Below are 17,299 nucleotides of genomic sequence, written 5' to 3'. Positions count from 1 at the left end.
CGGAACTCCTGCTGGAACGGGACGTGGGAGGGGGCGACATTCTAGCGCCCCCGCCTCGGGCAGGGTCGAACGGCCGCTTGAAGTATCATAAGGCCCTCCCCGCCCGCGATACGCCCCCGCAACATGTCACGGCCTTCCGGCGCTCCGCCCGCCACCAATGACTCCGCCTCGCCGTCCTGCGTCACGCAGGACTGCCTGCACTGCTCGGTTCGCCACCTTGCGGTGTGCTCGGCGCTGTCGCCCGATGAAGTGCAGGCACTGGAACAGGTCACCGTTTCCCAGCAGGTCAGCATGGGCAGTACCCTGGCCCGCACCGGCGAAGAGCGCGACCATGTCTATACATTGACCGGCGGCGCGCTGCGCCTGGTACGCACCCTGGCCGATGGCCGCCGCCAGATCAACGGTTTCGTGCTGCCCGGCGATTACCTGGGCCTGAGCGGCAGCGACCACCACCGCTACGATATCGAAGCCATCGCCGACAGCCGCGTGTGCCGCGTCGCGCTGCCGCAGATGAAGGCGCTGCGCAGCCGCTTCCCGCACCTGGAACGCAAGCTGCTGCAACGCGCCTGCCAGGAGCTGGACGCCGCGCAGGACGCCGCGTTGGCACTGGCGCGGCTGCAGCCGGCCGAGAAGCTGGCCGATTTCCTGCTGCGCCTGGCCGCACGCGAGGCCAAGCTGGGTGGCGATGGCCTGCGCGTGTCGCTGCCGATGGGCCGCGGCGACATCGCCGACCATCTGGGCCTGACCATGGAAACAGTCAGCCGCACCTTCACCAAGCTGCGCCAGCAGGAGATGATCGCCCTGCCCCACCTGAACGTGGTGGAGATCCTCGACGAGGATGGGCTGCGCACGCTGGCCGGTGAAGGGTTGATCTGACCGCATCGCGGTTCATGGGGTTGCCGGCCAGCGTGTTGCATCCACCCGGTAGTGCCGGCCGCTGGCCGGCAACCGCGTCCATCTCCGATCAGCGCAGCAACACCTCGCGCAACGCCGCATAGTCGGCGGCCAACGGGTCGGCATGCGCCGGTCGCTGCAGCAATGCCTCCAGCGCCGGCGGCACCGCTACTGCTTCGCCGATGAGCGGCTCGACCACGGCTTCGAACTTGGCCGGATGCGCGGTGGCCACCACCGCCCAGTCCCCCTTGGCACCGCCACTGCGCAGATCCTGCAGCACCTTCACTGCGGTGGCCGTATGTGGGCAGAACAGCTCGCCACGGCTGGCATGCTCAGCCGCAATCGTGGCGCGGATGGTCACGTCATCCACCGCGAACGCACGGAACGCTGCACGCAGTTCCGCGTCATCGCCGTGGTAGAGCCAGCGCAGGCGCTCGAAGTTGCTGGGCGCCCCCACGTCCATCGCGTTGGCAACGGTGGCAACACTGGCCTGCGGCTGATAGTCGTCGCCATTGAAGTAGGCCGGCAGTACGGCATTGGCATTGGTGGCCAGCACAATCTGCCCGATCGGCACACCCAGCGCGCGCGCCAGCACTGCCGCCATTGCGTTGCCGAGGTTGCCGGTGGGCACCACCAGGTTGAGCCGGCGTCGATGTGCGGCATGATGGCTCAACGCCGCATGCGCGTAGTAGCTCATCTGCGGCAGCAGGCGGCCCAGGCTGATGCTGTTGGCCGAACTCAACGGCACCTGTGCCTGCAGCTCGCGGTCGGCCAGCGCCTGCTTGACCATGGTCTGGCAGTCATCGAACGAACCGGCCACGCGCAGCGCCCGGATGTTGTCACCGAAGCAACCGAGCTGATGCGCCTGTCGCGGCGACACGCGGCCGTCGGGATACAGCACCACCACACGCACGCCGGGCTGGCGATGGAAGGCCGCGGCAACGGCGGCACCGGTATCGCCGGAGGTGGCGACGACAATCGTCAGATCGCGCTCCTTGTCCGCCTGCAGCCGCGACAGCGTACCGGCCAGGAAGCGCGCGCCGATGTCCTTGAACGCCGCGGTCGGCCCATGGAACAGTTCCAGCACGTGGTCACCATCGCCGAGAGAGCGCAGCGGGACCGGGAAGTCGAAGGCCTCGCGGCAGATCGACGGCAGCGCGCCTTCCAGCGCATCGCCGGCAAAGAACGGTGCCAGCAGATCGGCGGCGGTATCGGCCAGGGTTGCACCGGCCTGCAATTCACGAGGTGCAGGCAGAACCTCGGGCACATACAGCCCGCCATCGGGCGCCAATCCTGCGGCGATTGCCGCACTGAGGCCGACAGCAGGCGACTGGCCACGGGTCGAAACGAAATGCATGGGCAAGGTTTCCAGTAGAGGGGAAGGATTCAGCACAGCCGCGCTCCCGGCGCGTCCAGCGGCGACACCCAGGCATCGCTGTCAAAGCCGGCCGCTGCAAATGCTGCGCGCACCGGTGCCGCTGCGGCATGGGCCTGGTCGGCATCCTCGAACCAGGCGAACACGCTGGGTCCTGCACCTGAGATGCCCGCGCCCATCGCATGGGCCGACAGCGCCGCGTCGCGTGCTGCTTCGAAACCGATAATCAGTCCGGCGCGGCGCGGCTCCACCAGCACGTCGCGCAGGCCAGCGCGCACCAGCGAGGCATCGCTGCGATGGCAGCCACTCAGGACCAGCGCAAGATTGGCACTCTGTGCGACGAATTCACCCAGCGCGTAGCTGCCCTGCAGCGCCTGGCGTGCACGGCGCGTTTCCAGCACCGCATGCGGATGCACCAACAGGCTGTGCCAGCTGGCCGGAACCGGAATCGGCAGCAGGCGATCAGCGGTGCACAACGCCAAGCCGCCCAGCAGCAGCGGGCCGACGTTGTCACCGTGGCGGCCGCCACTGGCCACCGCCTCGCCATCCAGCGCAAACGGGTACAACGCCTCGCGCGGCAGCGGTGCGCCCAGCAGTGCATTGGCAGCGACCAGTGCTGCAACGCTCGACGCCGCCGAACCGCCCATGCCGGAGCCGAACGGAATGCCCTTGTCGATCTCGACCGCGAAGCCGAAGTCCAGACCCAGCCCTTCACGCAACGACATGAGTGCGGCCCCTGCGGTATTGCCAGCAGCGTCCAGCGGCAGCTCGACCGCACTGCCACGGATTGCCTCGATCCGCACCACCGGTTCATCGATGCGACGCACGCTCACGGTATCGCCGACACCGGCAATGGCATGGCCGAGAATATCGAAGCCCACCGCCACGTTGGCCACCGAGGCCGGTGCGAACGCACGTGCGATCACAGCCGCGCTCCTTCGCCGGCGGCCACCCGCAGCAGGTCGGCGAACACGCCTGCGGCCGTGACTTCCGGGCCGGCGCCTGGTCCCTGCACCACCAGCGGGTTGTCGCAGTAACGGCGGGTACGGAACTGGACCACGTTGTCGGTCAGCCGCAGATTGGCGAACGCATGCTCGATGGGTAGTTCCTGCAGTCCGACCGAGGCACCGTCGGCACCCAGCCGCGCCACGTAGCGCAACACCGCACCGCGCTGCCGTGCGTCCTGCAGGCGCTGCAACAGGCTGGCATCGCTCTCGCCCAGGCGCGCCATGAAATCGTCCACGCCACCCTCGCGCAGCAACGCTGGCACCAGGCTTTCCACCTGGACTTGTTCCAGGCTGAGTGGATGACCGGCTTCGCGGGCCAGGATCACCAGCTTGCGCGCGACATCGATGCCGGACAGATCGTCACGCGGATCCGGCTCGGTGTAACCCATCGAGCGCGCCTGCGCGACCAGTGCCGAGAATGGCTGGCTGCCGTCGTAACGGTTGAACAGCCAGGCCAGCGTGCCGGAGAAGATGCCTTCGATGGCCAGCACCTCGTCGCCGGTATCGACCAGGTCGCGCAGCGTGGTGATCACCGGCAGCCCAGCACCCACCGTGGCTTCATAGCGGAAACGCGCGCCGCTGGCAGCGGCAGCAGCGCGGATGCGCTGATAGCGCGCCAACGGACCGGCACCGGCCTGTTTGTTCGGAGTGACCACGTGGATGCCGGCGGCCAGCCACCCCTCGTAGCGCTCGGCCACCTCGGCACTGCCACTGCAATCGATCACCACCGCGTGGGGCAGGTGCGCGGCCAGCAGGTGCTCGGTGAAACGGTCCAGGTCACTGGCCTCACCCGCCTGCTGCAGCGCCTGCCGCCAATCGGCATGCAGGCCATCAGCCTCCAGCCGCATGCGCGAACGCGAGGCCAGCGCGCGCAGGCGCAGGTCGACATTGGCCTTGGCCAGCAGCTGTGGGCGCGCCGCCAGCAACTGGTCCAGCAGTGCGGCGCCGACATTGCCCGGCCCGATCACACCTACCGCAAACGTCTGCGGCGACAGCCAGAAGCCGGCATGTGCAGCGCGCAGCGCACGGGTGGCATCGGCACTGTCCACCGCCACCGAGATGTTGCGTTCCGACGAGCCCTGCGCGATCGCCAGGATGTTCACCTGCGCCCGGCCGAGGGCCTCGAACAGGCGCGCGGCGACGCCGGGCTGGCCCGCCATGCCGTCGCCGACCGCCGCCAGCACGCTGACACCGTCGCCGACCTGCACGCGCTGCACGTGGCCTACCGACAGTTCATGCGCAAATGCCTGCAGCAGCGCCTCGCGGCCACGCGCGGCCTCGGCCGCACGCACCACGCAGCAGATCGAATGCTCCGACGACCCCTGCGAGATCATCACCACCGAAACCTGCGCCTGGCGCAATGCCGCGAACACGCGTTCAGCGGTGCCGGGTACGCCGATCAGCCCAGTACCCTCCAAGTTGAGCAGGGCCAGTCCGGGACTCAGGGTCAGGCCTTTCACCGGCCCGCGCGGCGAGCGCTCGGCACTGATGCGCGTACCCGGATGCGCCGGGTGGAAGGTGTTGCGGATGAAGATCGGCAGGCCAAGGCGGATCGCCGGCGACATCGTCTGCGGATGCACCACCTTGGCGCCGAAATAGGCAAGCTCGCAGGCTTCGTCGTAGCTCAGTGATTCCAGCTGCACCGCTTCCGGGACCAGCCTCGGGTCCGCCGACAGCACGCCGTCGACGTCGGTCCAGATGTGCAGTTGGTCGGCGTTGAACAGTGCCGCGAAGATCGCGCCGGAGTAGTCGCTGCCATTGCGACCGAGCGTGGTGATGCGATCGTGGCGGTCGCGGGCAACGAAACCGGTGGCGACCAGGCGCGACTGCGGATGCTGCAGGCGCCACCTGGCCAGGCGGTCGGCGCTGGCTTCCCAGTCCACGTCCACACCCAACTCGCCGTGCGCGACCACCAGCACGTCGCGTGCATCGAGCACGGCGCAGTCCTCACCCAGCGCGCGCAGGTGGGTACCGAGCAGCTGCGCGGAGAACACTTCGCCCAGACCCTGCACGCGATCGAGCACCTCGCGCGGCAGTTCGCCGATCACCGCCAGTGCCGCCAGCACTTCGGCCAGCTGATCGAAACGCACGTCAATCCATTCCACGGTCTCGCCCACCTGCTCGCCGAGCAGGGCCACCGCCGCGCCGCGGTGGCGGGCGCGCAGTGCATGCCAGGCCTCGCGCCAGCCTTCGTCACCCTTTGCTGCCATCTGGGCCAGTTCGATCAGCGCGTCGGTGACGCCCTTCATTGCCGAGACAACGGTGACCTGCAGCGATTCGGGGCGGGCCAGCAGCAGGCCGGCGACATGGCGGTAGCGCTCGGCGTCGGCCACCGAGGTGCCACCGAACTTGTGCACGACGGTGGACGGCGCAGCCAGATCGGCCGGTGCAACGGGTTGGGCGGGGGCGTGGGAAGACATGCAGACCTCGGTAGGAGGCCCCGTCGCATGCAGGTGTCGAGTTTCCCCGCCACCTGTATGGTGCGGGGCCGTGGTTTTCGGGAGTTACACGAAGACGACGGGCCGCACCAGGGCAGTGGTGACGGTGGTGGTGGTAATGGTGGTGGTGGCGACCGGCGCAGTCGAACGGCCCGCGGTGGCGGGGGCGATCAGGCTGGCGTGGGCGGCATCAAGGACCATGACGCACAGAAAACACCGGCCGCCGGGGTGCTGTCAAGTGCTGCGATGCAAAAAATCGCTGCGGCGATCATCGGTCATCGTGTCGCCATTTGGTTGCATCTGTGACAAAACCGGCATCAGCGCGCTTGACGACGGTATTCAGCCGGCATGTTCGGCGATCGCCCGTGGCGTGCGGTGGGCGTGTGCGCACAGCATCACGCCCGCCACCAGGAACACGATCGCCAGGGCTTCGAGCAGCGAGGGCCAGCGCTGCTGCCAGGCGAATGCGTAGAGCAGCGCGAACAGGGTTTCGAACACGATCATCTGCCCGGTCAGGGTCAACGGCAGCAGGCGGCTGGCGCGGTTCCAGAACGCATTGCCGAGGATCGAGGCCACCACCGCCACGCCGGCACTGATCGCCCAGAAACCACTCCATTGCGCTGACGTGTGGCTGCCGGCGTGGCCGATGAACGCCATCGGCACCAGCAGCAGGGCCAGCCCGCCGGTGGTGACGCCGGTCAGCAGTGACCAGTCGTGGCTGGACAGATCGGAACGGCGTGCCAGCCAGCGGCTGTTGCCGATCGAGTACAGCGCCCACGAGAACAGCGCACCAAACGCGCACAGCAGGCCGATCAGGCGCTGCCGCCAGGGCGTTGCCAGATGCTCGGACATCAGTGCTTCCCAGCCAACCAGCGCCACGCCGAGCACGCACAGGCCCAGTGCCGGCAACAGCTGCTTCAACGGCACCGCGCCCTGCTCGCGCACACCAACCAGCGTCACAACCACCGGAATCAGGCCGACGATCAAAGACGCCGCCGCACCTCCGGCCCACTGCACGGCCGTGGCCAGCAGCAGGAAGTACACCAGGTTGCCAGCCAGGCTCAGCCACAGCAGACCGATCCACTCGGCACGACCAAGCCGCGGGGCCAATCGCTTCCAGCGCGGCAGCAGCAGTACCACAGCGATCAGACCGTAGACCAGGTAGCGGCCGGCAGAGAGCTGCAGGGCATTGAACGACTGCAGCACAGCGGGCGCGAGGAAGACCACGCCCCACAGCGCGCCTGCGGCAACGCCATTGGCGATGCCCAGGGCCATCGGGTTGTTGCGCATTTCGGGTTCTTGGGGGGAGAACAGGCTGCGCAGTGTAAGCGGAGGCCAGCGGGGAGCTCTTGACCGAGGCTACTGCCCTGCCGCCGTTGTAGAGCCGAGCCGTGCTCGACTACTTTTGCACGACCCCTCGCGAACGGCAGTCGAGCACGGCTCGACTCTACAATCCGGCGGCCCTGCGCCAGGCGGCCGGGGTCTGCCCACACTCACGCCGCAGCGCGCGGGTCAGTGCGCTCTGCTCGGAATAGCCTGCGGCCAGCGCGATATCGCTGATCGGCGCGGCGCTCGTACGCAGCTGGTGCTTGGCCCAGCGCAGCCGGCACGTACTGAGCCAGGCCTGCGGGCTGAGCCCGAATTCTCGCCGGAACAAGGCATGCAGACGGCTCTCGCTGACGCCCACGAATGCCGACATGCGTGCCACCGGCCACGATAGTCCCGGGTCGGCCTGCACCGCCGCGCACAGCCCCTGCATCCGCGCACCGCTACCAGCGGGTGCGAACACCTGCAGCAGCTGCGGAAGCAGGGCCGGCATCGGCTGGCCGCCCTGCACACCCGCCAGGCGGTGTCGCAGCGCCAGCGGCAGGTGCAGCCAGCGCTGCCGGCACAGGTGCTCCTGCGTACCGTCATCGAGCACGCCCGGGGGGCAATCGACAATCACGAAACCATTGGGGCCATCGGCCATCTGGTCATGTGCTTCACCAGCAGCCACGAAAGCGCCCTGCAGCAGGTCCAGGCGACCGCCGCGGCCTTCCATCTCGAACTGCAGTTCACCCTGCAGTGGCAGCACCCATTGCGCATAGTCATGACGGTCCAGGCCGGTGGCCTGTCCGTAGTGCCGCAGATGGAAGATGGCGCCCATCCTGACAGTGTGCGCGTGTAGCAACGGCCGTGCAAACCGCTGCTAATAGTCGGGCCGTCATCAAACGCAGGGAGTGCAGGTCATGACCCATCAACACGTGTTTGTGGTGCTGGCCGCAAGTCTCGGCCTGGCAGTCGCCAGCTCGGCATCGGCACAGGAACGCACCCCGCCCGCTCCGCACTGCATGGATGCGGTCGGCGTGCAGGAAGTGGAGCAGGCATCACCGCGCTCGATTGCATTGCGCGCCGCCTCCGGCCAGGCCTATCGCATCGATTTCAACGAAGACTGCCCCGGTGTCCGCGGTGCCACCACGCTGAAACTGGAAGCACCGGCCGGCTGGGCCTGTGGTCGTCCCAGCGAACGCGTCGTGGTCGACGGCCGCAGCTGCGCCGTCAGCGCGGTTACCCCGGTACAGGATCGCGACTACGCCAGCGTCGCCCGTGACAGCGATCGCCTGCGCACGGCCACCCTGCCCGCCGTGACCATCCGCGAGCGCAAGGAAATCCGCCGCAGCTTCGGCGGCTCACCGTCCTACTGCTTCGCCACCCGCAACGTCCGTGCCTGGTCATCCGACCCGCAGGGCATGCTGGTGGAGACCAACCCGCGTCGCAATGGTGGTCACCGCTACTACCGCGTCGAACTCGGCGGCCACTGCCGTCAGCTCGACCGCGCGCCGCAGCTCAGCTTCCGCTCCGGCATGCAGAACGGGCTGATCTGTGGCAATGCCGGCGATCGCATCCTCACCGCCGATTTCGAGAATGGCGACCTGCGCAACGATGCGCTGGCGCCGCTGCCGCAGTACACCCGCGGCAGCTGTACGATCCAGGCCGTCTACCCGGCATCCAGCCAGGCGTCGAACTAACTTTCGACGCCGAGGAAGGTGAACGGCGCGCTGGGCACGAAGTGGCCCAGTGCGTCGCCGGCGAACGTGTTGCGCTGGTCCTTGCCGAGCTCGAGCTTGAGCACCTGGCCACCGAAATCGACCTTGTTCAGATCGACCCAGAAGGTATTCGGGGTCAACGCCGATTCGAAGAAGTACAACCGCCGCTTGTGGTCGGCCACGGTGCGCCAGCGTGTGGACGAGATGTTCGGCTCGCCCGGCGTGGTGATGCCGTACGGCACCGACGCGTTGCGGATCACGCTGAACACACTGGCCAGGGCCTCCACCGGATCCTCGGCCTTGGGAATGGCATTGATGTAGAACGAAGCCCGCGCGAAGCGGTCGGATGAGCGGTTGGTACCCGGCAGCATCACCGTGCCACCGATCTGCTGCCAGTAGCTGTTGAGTGCCAGCTGCTGCTCGAAGATCGGCGAGTTGGTCATCACCTGGTAGCGGCGGTCGTGATGGATCACCTGGCGGCCGCCGATGTATTCGACAATGGCGCTGTCGCCGGTGGCATCGGACAGTGACAGGTGCAGCGTCGCCTGGCGGTCTTCGCCGGGAACCTTGTCGGTGACGATCGAGTACGGCTCGCGCTTCAGCGCCGCCACCGCCTCTTCCACCGTTGCGAAATTGTCGAGCACGTACTGCGCCCACAGCGAGATGGCCAGTCCCGGCTTGTTGCCGCGCTGCTGCGGGTACTCCGACTCCACCAGCCACAGCAGGTTGGCGACCAGGCCCTTCTCGTTCATGCCATCGGTGGTCGACACGTCGTAGCCGGTGGCCACCACGCTGCCGTAGCGCGCGGTCCACGCCAGCGACTTCGGACCCGCCTGGCCGGTGCGCGCAATGCCGCGCGGCAGGACGTAGAGATTGGTCGCTACGTCGACCTTCCAGTCCATCGAACGTGCGGTGATCACATCACCGTTGTCACCCAGGTACACCGCGCGCGTACAAGCCAGTGCCGGTGTGATCGCGGCGGCCAGCGCCACGGCCAGCATCGCCCTACCCTTCCACTTCATCCGTGCCATATCAGTACGCTCCTTTCCCCGTGGTCCGTGGATCTGACCCGATCCATCGTGACACAGCGGTGAAACCTCAGCGTAAGAAGCGGTCGTGCAGCCAGAAGCCCAGCAGCATCGCGGGTACGAACCACAGCGCTTCGCGAGATGCCACCGCCAGGCCGGCAATGGCCGGACCGGGGCAATAGCCTGCCCAGCCCCAGCCTATGCCGAACAGTGCGGCGCCCAGCAGCAGACGCGCATCGATATCACGTACGGTGGGCAGCTGAAAGCGGGCCGCACACCAGGGGCGCGTGCGTCGCAGCACCCAGCGCTGCCCGACCGCACTGACCAGCATCGCCGAGGCCAGCACCCACATCAACGTGGGATCAAAATCACCGGCCACATCGAGGAAGCCGAGCACACGACGCGCGTCGGTCATCCCGGAAAGCGCCAGCCCAGCGCCAAACAGCGCACCGGCCACAGCGGCGGCCCATAATGCGCGACTCATGCCAGACCTCCGCCGTGCCGGATCAGGAAGGTGGTCAGCATTGCGCAGGCCATGAACACCAGCACTGCCAGCAGCGAACGCTTCGAGCCGCGGGCCATGCCACAGACGCCGTGGCCACTGGTGCAGCCGCTACCCAACCGGGTACCAAAGCCCACCAGCAGGCCGGCGCCGACCAGCTGCCAGGCCGGCAACGCATCACGCAGCAGTACCTGCGGCGATGCCTCCGGCACCGATTGCCACAGCAACACTAACCCCGCCGCAGTGAGCAGTCCGAGCAAGAACGCCCAACGCCAGCCGCGCTCCCCTTTTGCTGCGCGCAGGCTGCCCGCAGCGATTCCGCTGATGCCGGCCACACGCCCGAGGGTGGCGAGCAACAGCACCGCGGCGGCGCCGATCAGCGCCCCGCCAGCCACTGCACTCCATGGCAGGTTCACGCCCTGCCCCTGTCGATTCCGTTCATCGGCTTGCCTTTTTATTTAGATTTTTCTAAATTAGCTTCTTCTAAACAAAAAGGTCAACCATGGCCCACATCGAGCTCGACAGCGCAGCAATGGCCGAGCACGCCACGCAGGCCGCCGCTCTGCTCAAGCGCCTGGCCCATCCTGCGCGGTTGCGCGTGTTGTGCCGGCTGGTGGAAGGCGAAGCGCCGGTGCCGGAGCTGCAGGCGCTGACCGGGCTCAGTGCATCGGCGCTGTCACAGCACCTGGCGGTGCTGCGCGAACTGGATATCGTTGCGACCCGACGCCAGGCGCAGGCCATCCACTACCGCGTGGTCGATGGCCCGGCGCTGGGTGTGCTGAAAGCGTTGCATGCCGCCTACTGTGGTGGCGACCCGCACTGAGCGGGGATGCGGGCTCAGCCGACGTGCAGGACCGGCTGCACCACCCTGTCGAGCAGATCCACCGGCGTCGGCGCGGAACGGTCGCCCTGCAGTGCGCGGGTGAAGCCCGACCAGTCACTGGAAGACAGCTGGCGCAGCAGCGCAGCATCCACCGGCAGCGCGCGCATCGACCAGTACGGGAACTGGCGCTGGCCCAGCCGGCCGCGTGCCAGCTCGACGATGTCGATATGGCTGCCAGCCTGCAGGATGCGCTCATACACCGAATCGATGCCGTCCGGTGGGCCCTCGATGTACTGCAGGAAACGGTCGCCGTCATGCAGCAGCACGCCGGTCACCCCGGCCAGCTTGTTGAAGCGTGCCGCGTCCTCGACCAATACATGCAGGCGTTCGGCGGAAAGATCCGGCAGCACCTTGCTGACGTAGGCGATGGCACGCAATGGCATGGAGCTTCCTTGGCAACGTGAGTCGCCACGGTAGCAGTTGCGGACGAGCCCGTCTCAGTATCGGGAAACGTTTGCTGAAGAATTCAGCTTGCGGCCGCCAGCGCTCCGTCACTGCGCCTCGGTAACAACGCCTCGAACACCACCTGCCCTGCTTCGTTGCGGGCACCGATACGACCGCCATGCGCCCGCACGAACTGATCGACGATGTACAGGCCGAGGCCAAGTCCGTTGCTCTGGTGGAAGCTGGCCTTGAACGGTTCGAACAGGCGCGGCAGCAGCGCCGCATCGATCTCCCCGGCATTGCGCACCCGCAACAACACGTTGCGCGGGTCACGGCCATCCACCTCGACCTGTGCCTCGTTGCCATGCGTCAGCGCATTGCCGATCAGGTTTGCTGCAACCTGTCCCAGTCGATCCAGGTCGCCCTGAAGCTGCGTGTCGCCGTGTGTATCCAGTCGGATCCGGCCTGCACCATGCGCACTCCCCACCTCCGCCACCACCGCCCGGGTGACCTCGGCCAGATCGCAGGTACTGGCCTGCAGGCGCAGGCCGCCGCTGCGGATCCGCGAGAAGTCCAGCAGCTGCTCCACCATCCGCGCCATGCGCAGGGTGCTGGCCTCCAGGTACTGCAGCGTCTGCTGCGCACCCGCGTTGCCTTGCGGAATGTCCAGCGCCAGCTTGTCGGCACACAGCAGGATCGCCGACAGCGGCGTACGCAGGTCGTGGGTCAGTACCGCAGCCATCGTCTCGTTGAGCTTGAGCGCACGCTCCAGCGCTTCGTTGCGCGCCTTCAGCAACTGCCGTTGCTGGTACAGCTCGATGAAGACGTTGACCTTGCTCAGGATCACCTGCGGCGCCACCGGCTTGTGCAGGAAATCCACCGCGCCGGTTTCGTAGCCCTTGAACGCGCGCACCGGATCATCCGGCGAGGCGGTCAGGAAAATGATCGGTACCGTGCGGCTGCGATGCGAACCGCGCATCAGCTCAGCCAGGGTGAAGCCATCGATCTCCGGCATGTGCACGTCCAGCAGGGCCAGCGCGACCTCATGCTCCAGCAGCAGCTCCAGCGCCTGCGCACCGGAGCTGGCCAGCAACAGATTGACGCCCTCGCGCTGCAGCAGCGCCTGCATGGCCACCAGGTTCTGCGGCACGTCATCGACGATCAGCAGGTTGACCGGGGACTGCGACTGCGCAGGGTCCGGTGGCAGCAGGTTCATGCAAACAACTCCTTCAGGCGACGACACATCAGTTCAAGGGGCAGCACGGCATCGGCGCCGGCATGCTGCAGGGCGGAAGCCGGCATCATCGATGCCTCGGCCTCCTCGGGGCATTGCAGCCAGGCGCGGCCTCCGGCGGCGCGTACAGCGGCTACGCCTTCGCTGCCATCGCTGCTGGCGCCGGTCAGCAGCAGCGCCAGCACCTGCGGACCAAACACCGCAGCGGCCGATTCAAACAGCGGGTCGATGGCCGGGCGCGAGAACAGCACTGGCGCGTCCACCGACAACGCCACCGCGCCGGCATCCTCCACCAGCAGGTGGTAGTCCGGCGGGGCGAACGTCACCGTTCCGGGCTGCAGCGGCTGCTTGTCCTCCGCCTCGCGCACCTGCAGCGCGCAGTACGGCGCCAGCACTTCGGCAATGCGGCTGGAGCGGTCGCGCGGGAGGTGCAACACGGCCAGCACCGGCGCCGGCAGCCTGGCCGGAAGCGCACCCAGCACAGCCTGCAGCGCCGCGACGCCTCCTGCGGAGGCACCGACCACCAGCACCGCTGGGCGAACCTGCACCGCCATCAGGCCACCTTCCGGTACAGGCGATGCTCGCGCGAACAGACCTCGAAGGCATCGTGGTGGCGCCCGAACTGCAGCGACTCCTTGCTGCCCAGGCCGAGGAATCCCCGGTGCACCAGCGCCTCGCGGAACAGTCCCACGGCCCGGTCCTGGAGATCACGGTTGAAATAGATCAATACGTTGCGGCACGACACCAGATGCACTTCGGAGAACACGGTATCGGTGGCCAGGCTGTGGTCGGCGAACACCACGTTGCGACGCAGCTGGCGGTCGAACACGGCGCCATCGTAGGCCGTGGCGTAATAGTTGGACAGCGACGCGGTGCCACCGGCAGCCAGGTAGTTACGGCTGAACTGGGCCATCCGGTCGATGCCATAGGCGCCCGCCTCGGCCGTGGCCAGCGCGGCCGGATTGATATCGGTAGCATAGACGATGCTGCGCTCGAGCAGCCCTTCTTCATGCAGCAGGATCGCCAGCGACCACACTTCCTCCCCGGTGCTGCAACCGGCCACCCACAGCTTCACCGACGGATAGGTGCGCAGCACCGGCACCACCTGTTCGCGCAGCTCACGGAAATAGGCGGGGTCCCGGAACATCTCCGAGACCTGCACGGTGAAGAACTGCATGGCCTGGGCGAACAGCTCCGGCTCGTGCAGCAGGCGATGCTGCAGGTCCGCCAGGCGCTCGCACTCATAACGCTGCATGGCCTGGCGGATACGCCGGCGCAGCGACGACACCGCATAGCTGCGGAAGTCATAGTGGTAGCGCTGGTACAACGCCTCCAGCAACACCTTCAGTTCCAGATCGAACAGCGCCTGCTCGTTCATTGCCGCGAGCACCAGACCCGGCACAGCGAGACCAGCTTGTCGACATCGATCGGCTTGGCGATGTAGTCATTGGCACCGGCCTGCAGGCAACGTTCGCGGTCGTCCGGCATGGCCTTGGCGGTCAACGCGATGATCGGCAGGTCCTGCAGGTGGCGCTGCGCGCGGATCTCGCGCATCGCGGCCAGGCCATCCTTCTCCGGCATCATGATGTCCATCAGCACCAGGTCGACCTCACGCTCGGCCAGGCGGTCAACCGCCTCCTGGCCGTTGCGCGCGATCTCCAGGGTCACGCCAAGCGGTTCGAGCACGCTGGACAGCGCGAAGATGTTGCGCACGTCGTCCTCGGCCAGCAATACGGTGCGGCCGTCGAGCACGGTGTCACGGCGGCGCGCCTCCCGCAGCAGACGCTGCTGGTCGCTGGGCAGACTGGCCTCGACGCTGTGCAGGAACAGGGTCACTTCGTCCAGCAGGCGCTCCGGCGAACGCGCGCCCTTGATGATGATGCTCTTCGAGTAACGGCGCAGGCGCTGCTCTTCTTCGCGGCTGAGTGCCCGGCCGGTGTAGACGATCACCGGCGGGAAGCCGACGTCATCGTTGTTGGCCATGTGCTCGAGCAGGTCGTAACCGCTGCCATCCGGCAACGACAGGTCCATCACCATGCAATCGAAGGTAACCGTGCTGAGCTGTTCCAGCGCCCCGGCAAGTGTACCGACGGCGACAATCTGCAGTTGCTCGCGGCCCAGCAGCAGCTCCAGGTTGCGGCGCAGCTCGCTGTCGTCCTCGACGATCAGCAGGCGCCGTACATCGCGCCGGCTGGTCTGTTCCAGCTGCTCGATGGCCGCTGCCAGACGCTCACGTGTGGTCGGTTTGATCGCGAAGCCGATCGCGCCCAACTCGCGCGCCACCTGGCTGCGGTCCATCGCCGAAACCACATGCACCGGGATGTGGCGCGTGTCCGGATTGCGCTTCAGCCGCTCCAGCACGCTCAGACCGGAAACGTCGGGCAGGCCGATATCGAGCAGGATGCCGTTCGGGCGCAACTCGGCAGCCAGCGCCAGCGCTTCTTCGGCCGTGCTGGCTACCACGCAGTCGAAGTCCAGCTCATGGGCCAATGCCACAAGCGCCTCGGCGAAGGTGGTGTCATCCTCCACCGCCAGGATCAGCCGACCGGCGCGCTGGCGCCGGCCCCGGTCATCCGCCACGCTCGCAGTTGCCATCGACACAGCGGCCGGGGGCACAGCCGCAGGCGCAGCCACAACACGAGCGGCTGCCGGTGCCGGTGCCGCCGCTGGCAACAGGACAGTTTCCGTCGCCGTCCCCGTCCCCGTCCCCGTCCCCGTCGCCGGGAGAGCTTCGGACGCCGGCGCACCCTGCAGCGGCAGCTCAAGGATGAAGCAACTGCCGCGTCCCGGCTCGCTGTCGACCTGGATGCTGCCGCCCATGCGCTCGGCCAGGTCGCGCGAGATCGACAGGCCCAGACCGGTGCCGCCGTAGCGGCGACGCGTGCTGCCATCGGCCTGGCGGAACGCCTCGAAGATGACCGGCAGCTGCTCGCGGGCGATGCCGATGCCGGTATCGCAGACATCGAAACGCACGCGTCCACTGCCGCCAGCGCGCACGTGCAGGCTGACCTTGCCGTGCTCGGTGAACTTCAGGGCATTGGCCAACAGGTTCTTCAGGATCTGCTGCAGGCGCTGGTTGTCGGCCATCAGCTGGGTCGGTGCCAGTGCATCGGCCTCGATCTCCAGCGCCAGCCCCTTTTGCCGCGCCATCGGCTCGAAGGTCTCGCGCAGGCGTTGCAGCACACTGTCGACCACCACCACTTCATCGGCCAGCTCAACGTGGCCGGCCTCGATGCGGGACAGATCGAGGATGTCGTTGATCAACGCCAGCAGGTCATTGTTGGACGACAGGATCGCACGGGCATACTTCACCTGCTCCTCGGTCAGCGTGCCGTCCTTGTTGTCGGCCAGCAGCTTGGCCAGGATCAGCGAGCTGTTCAGTGGCGTGCGCAGTTCGTGCGACATGTTGGCGAGGAACTCGGACTTGTAACGCGAGGTGGCAGCCAGCTCATTGCTGTTGCGGACCAACTGCCCCTGCGCAACCAGCAGCGCCTGCTTCTGCGCCTCCAGTTCATGGGTGCGCTCTTCCAGCTGGACATTGCTCTGCTCCAGCTCGGCCTGCTGCTCTTCCAGATGGCTCTGTGACTGCAACAGGCTGCGGCTCTGCTCTTCCAGCTCCTCGTTGGCCACACGCAGCTCTTCCTGCTGGGCCTGCAGTTCTTCGCCCTGACGCTGCGATTCTTCCAGCAGGACCACCAGCTGCGCCCTCAGCAATGACGCACGAAGGGCCATGCCGATGGTCTCGGCGCAGCGCTCCAGCAGTTCGTCGTCCAGGCCCTGCTGGTCACCGAGGCGCGCCCGGCCCAGCTCAATGACACCCACCACGCTGCCATCGCTGTTGATCGGCGCAAGGATGCGTTCGCGCACCGGCAACCGGCCCAGGCTGGTCTGCAGTTCGAGCACGGCTGCCTCGTCGCCGTGCAGGTGACGGATGCGTTCATCACGCGCGACCTGCCCGGCCAGTCCTTCCTGCAACGACAACGAGGCGGGTGTGCCTGAGGGCAGCGCCATGCCACCGGTCAACTGCAGCCGTCCGCCCTCCAGCCGATAGACCGCCCCCACGTCGGCGCGAAGCTGCTCCGCCAGACGGGTCACTGCCGCATCGGCGATCTGCTCCGGCCCCAGGTCGCCGCGCAGGCTCATCGCCACTGCGTTCTCCGCCTCCTGCAGCCACAACGCGCGCATCGCCTGGCGCCGGGCCTGGATCGCACGGGAAACAATCAGCGCGATCATCAGGAATGCGCCGCCGCCGATGCTGCGATTGACGAACGAGAATGCCGAGTTCGAGCTGGCCGGTGCGATGTTGTAGCCGACAATCAGCAGGATGCAGGCAAGCACTGCCACAACGAACGGTGCCCGTGCGCTGCGCTGGAACACCGTCACGCCCACGGCAAGGAAGTAGGCCAGCCATACCGCATAGCCCAGCGGCACCACCAGCTCCAGCGCGATGGTTGCGGCCAGCAGCACAGCGGAGGTCATCCAGATCCAGCGGTCACGCGTGGTCGCACCAGGACGCATGCGGGTCGGC

The 17,299-nt window shown here is 67.3% G+C and carries 17 protein-coding genes; 4 read left to right on the top strand and 13 right to left on the bottom strand.

Annotation, left to right across the window (positions count from 1 at the left end; all coding sequences use genetic code 11):
- The first annotated feature begins 123 nt into the window (after positions 1-123).
- A complete protein-coding gene (locus tag ACZK2G_RS09585; protein WP_136638742.1) occupies positions 124-876 on the top strand; it encodes a Crp/Fnr family transcriptional regulator in 753 nt (250 codons plus the stop codon).
- Positions 877-964: 88 nt separating this feature from the next.
- Here the strand turns inward: ACZK2G_RS09585 and thrC are convergent, their stop codons facing one another.
- The 3 genes from thrC to thrA are packed head-to-tail and all read right to left on the bottom strand — an operon-like array spanning position 965 to position 5,696.
- Positions 965-2,251, bottom strand: coding sequence for a threonine synthase (thrC, locus tag ACZK2G_RS09580; protein ID WP_478475364.1), 1,287 nt, complete (start codon positions 2,249-2,251; stop codon positions 965-967).
- 29 nt (positions 2,252-2,280) lie between these two features.
- Positions 2,281-3,195: a homoserine kinase gene (locus ACZK2G_RS09575; protein WP_046984729.1), complete on the bottom strand. Its 915-nt coding sequence runs from the start codon at positions 3,193-3,195 to the stop codon at positions 2,281-2,283.
- Positions 3,192-5,696, bottom strand: coding sequence for a bifunctional aspartate kinase/homoserine dehydrogenase I (gene thrA, locus ACZK2G_RS09570; RefSeq protein ID WP_426353619.1), 2,505 nt, complete (start codon positions 5,694-5,696; stop codon positions 3,192-3,194). The genes ACZK2G_RS09575 and thrA overlap by 4 nt, the downstream gene beginning before the upstream one ends.
- Before the next feature lie 27 nt (positions 5,697-5,723).
- Between thrA and ACZK2G_RS09565 the strand changes: the two genes are divergently transcribed.
- Positions 5,724-6,020: a hypothetical protein gene (locus ACZK2G_RS09565; protein WP_295378749.1), complete on the top strand. Its 297-nt coding sequence runs from the start codon at positions 5,724-5,726 to the stop codon at positions 6,018-6,020.
- 33 nt (positions 6,021-6,053) lie between these two features.
- On the opposite strand, the gene ACZK2G_RS09560 is transcribed toward ACZK2G_RS09565, so the two are convergent.
- On the bottom strand, positions 6,054-7,004 hold the full coding sequence (locus tag ACZK2G_RS09560; protein WP_295378754.1) for a DMT family transporter: 951 nt from the start codon (positions 7,002-7,004) through the stop codon (positions 6,054-6,056).
- Positions 7,005-7,161: 157 nt separating this feature from the next.
- A complete protein-coding gene (locus ACZK2G_RS09555) occupies positions 7,162-7,860 on the bottom strand; it encodes a helix-turn-helix domain-containing protein (RefSeq protein WP_295378757.1) in 699 nt (232 codons plus the stop codon).
- Positions 7,861-7,942: 82 nt separating this feature from the next.
- On the opposite strand from ACZK2G_RS09555, the gene ACZK2G_RS09550 reads away from it, so the two are divergent.
- Positions 7,943-8,722: a DUF6491 family protein gene (locus ACZK2G_RS09550; RefSeq protein WP_136638737.1), complete on the top strand. Its 780-nt coding sequence runs from the start codon at positions 7,943-7,945 to the stop codon at positions 8,720-8,722.
- Here the strand turns inward: ACZK2G_RS09550 and ACZK2G_RS09545 are convergent.
- The 3 genes from ACZK2G_RS09545 to ACZK2G_RS09535 all read right to left on the bottom strand — a co-directional run bounded on the left by ACZK2G_RS09545 (position 8,719) and on the right by ACZK2G_RS09535 (position 10,686).
- Complete coding sequence (locus ACZK2G_RS09545; protein WP_337303008.1) at positions 8,719-9,771, bottom strand: linear amide C-N hydrolase; 1,053 nt, start codon at positions 9,769-9,771, stop codon at positions 8,719-8,721. The two genes, ACZK2G_RS09550 and ACZK2G_RS09545, sit on opposite strands and share 4 nt — an antisense overlap.
- 67 nt (positions 9,772-9,838) lie before the next feature.
- Positions 9,839-10,252: a DUF6691 family protein gene (locus tag ACZK2G_RS09540; protein ID WP_046984723.1), complete on the bottom strand. Its 414-nt coding sequence runs from the start codon at positions 10,250-10,252 to the stop codon at positions 9,839-9,841.
- The gene (locus ACZK2G_RS09535; RefSeq protein ID WP_046984722.1) at positions 10,249-10,686 is read right to left on the bottom strand and encodes a YeeE/YedE family protein; all 438 of its coding nucleotides are present in this window, start codon (positions 10,684-10,686) and stop codon (positions 10,249-10,251) included. The genes ACZK2G_RS09540 and ACZK2G_RS09535 overlap by 4 nt, the downstream gene beginning before the upstream one ends.
- Positions 10,687-10,772: 86 nt before the next feature.
- Here ACZK2G_RS09535 and ACZK2G_RS09530 point away from each other — a divergent pair, with 86 nt between their 5' ends.
- Positions 10,773-11,093, top strand: a complete 321-nt coding sequence (locus tag ACZK2G_RS09530; RefSeq protein WP_046984721.1) for an ArsR/SmtB family transcription factor — start codon at positions 10,773-10,775, stop codon at positions 11,091-11,093.
- 14 nt (positions 11,094-11,107) lie between these two features.
- Here ACZK2G_RS09530 and ACZK2G_RS09525 read toward each other — a convergent pair whose 3' ends face one another.
- The 5 genes from ACZK2G_RS09525 to ACZK2G_RS09505 all read right to left on the bottom strand — a co-directional run bounded on the left by ACZK2G_RS09525 (position 11,108) and on the right by ACZK2G_RS09505 (position 17,289).
- The gene (locus ACZK2G_RS09525; protein ID WP_046984720.1) at positions 11,108-11,536 is read right to left on the bottom strand and encodes a BLUF domain-containing protein; all 429 of its coding nucleotides are present in this window, start codon (positions 11,534-11,536) and stop codon (positions 11,108-11,110) included.
- Between the two features lie 83 nt (positions 11,537-11,619).
- Positions 11,620-12,753 (bottom strand): hybrid sensor histidine kinase/response regulator, encoded by a 1,134-nt coding sequence (locus tag ACZK2G_RS09520; protein ID WP_136638735.1) that lies wholly within the window; start codon positions 12,751-12,753, stop codon positions 11,620-11,622.
- Entirely contained in the window at positions 12,750-13,325 is a 576-nt protein-coding gene (locus ACZK2G_RS09515) for a chemotaxis protein CheB (RefSeq protein ID WP_046984718.1), read from the bottom strand. Before ACZK2G_RS09515 ends, ACZK2G_RS09520 begins: the two co-directional genes overlap by 4 nt.
- Positions 13,325-14,149, bottom strand: a complete 825-nt coding sequence (locus tag ACZK2G_RS09510; protein ID WP_046984717.1) for a CheR family methyltransferase — start codon at positions 14,147-14,149, stop codon at positions 13,325-13,327. Before ACZK2G_RS09510 ends, ACZK2G_RS09515 begins: the two co-directional genes overlap by 1 nt.
- Positions 14,146-17,289, bottom strand: coding sequence for a response regulator (locus tag ACZK2G_RS09505; protein ID WP_478475361.1), 3,144 nt, complete (start codon positions 17,287-17,289; stop codon positions 14,146-14,148). The genes ACZK2G_RS09510 and ACZK2G_RS09505 overlap by 4 nt, the downstream gene beginning before the upstream one ends.
- Positions 17,290-17,299 lie beyond the last annotated feature (10 nt).

It is taken from the genome of Stenotrophomonas sp. 107298_Sma (assembly GCF_056480345.1).
Note: the sequence above shows the minus strand (reverse complement) of the source record. Positions and strands in the feature narration are given on the sequence as shown.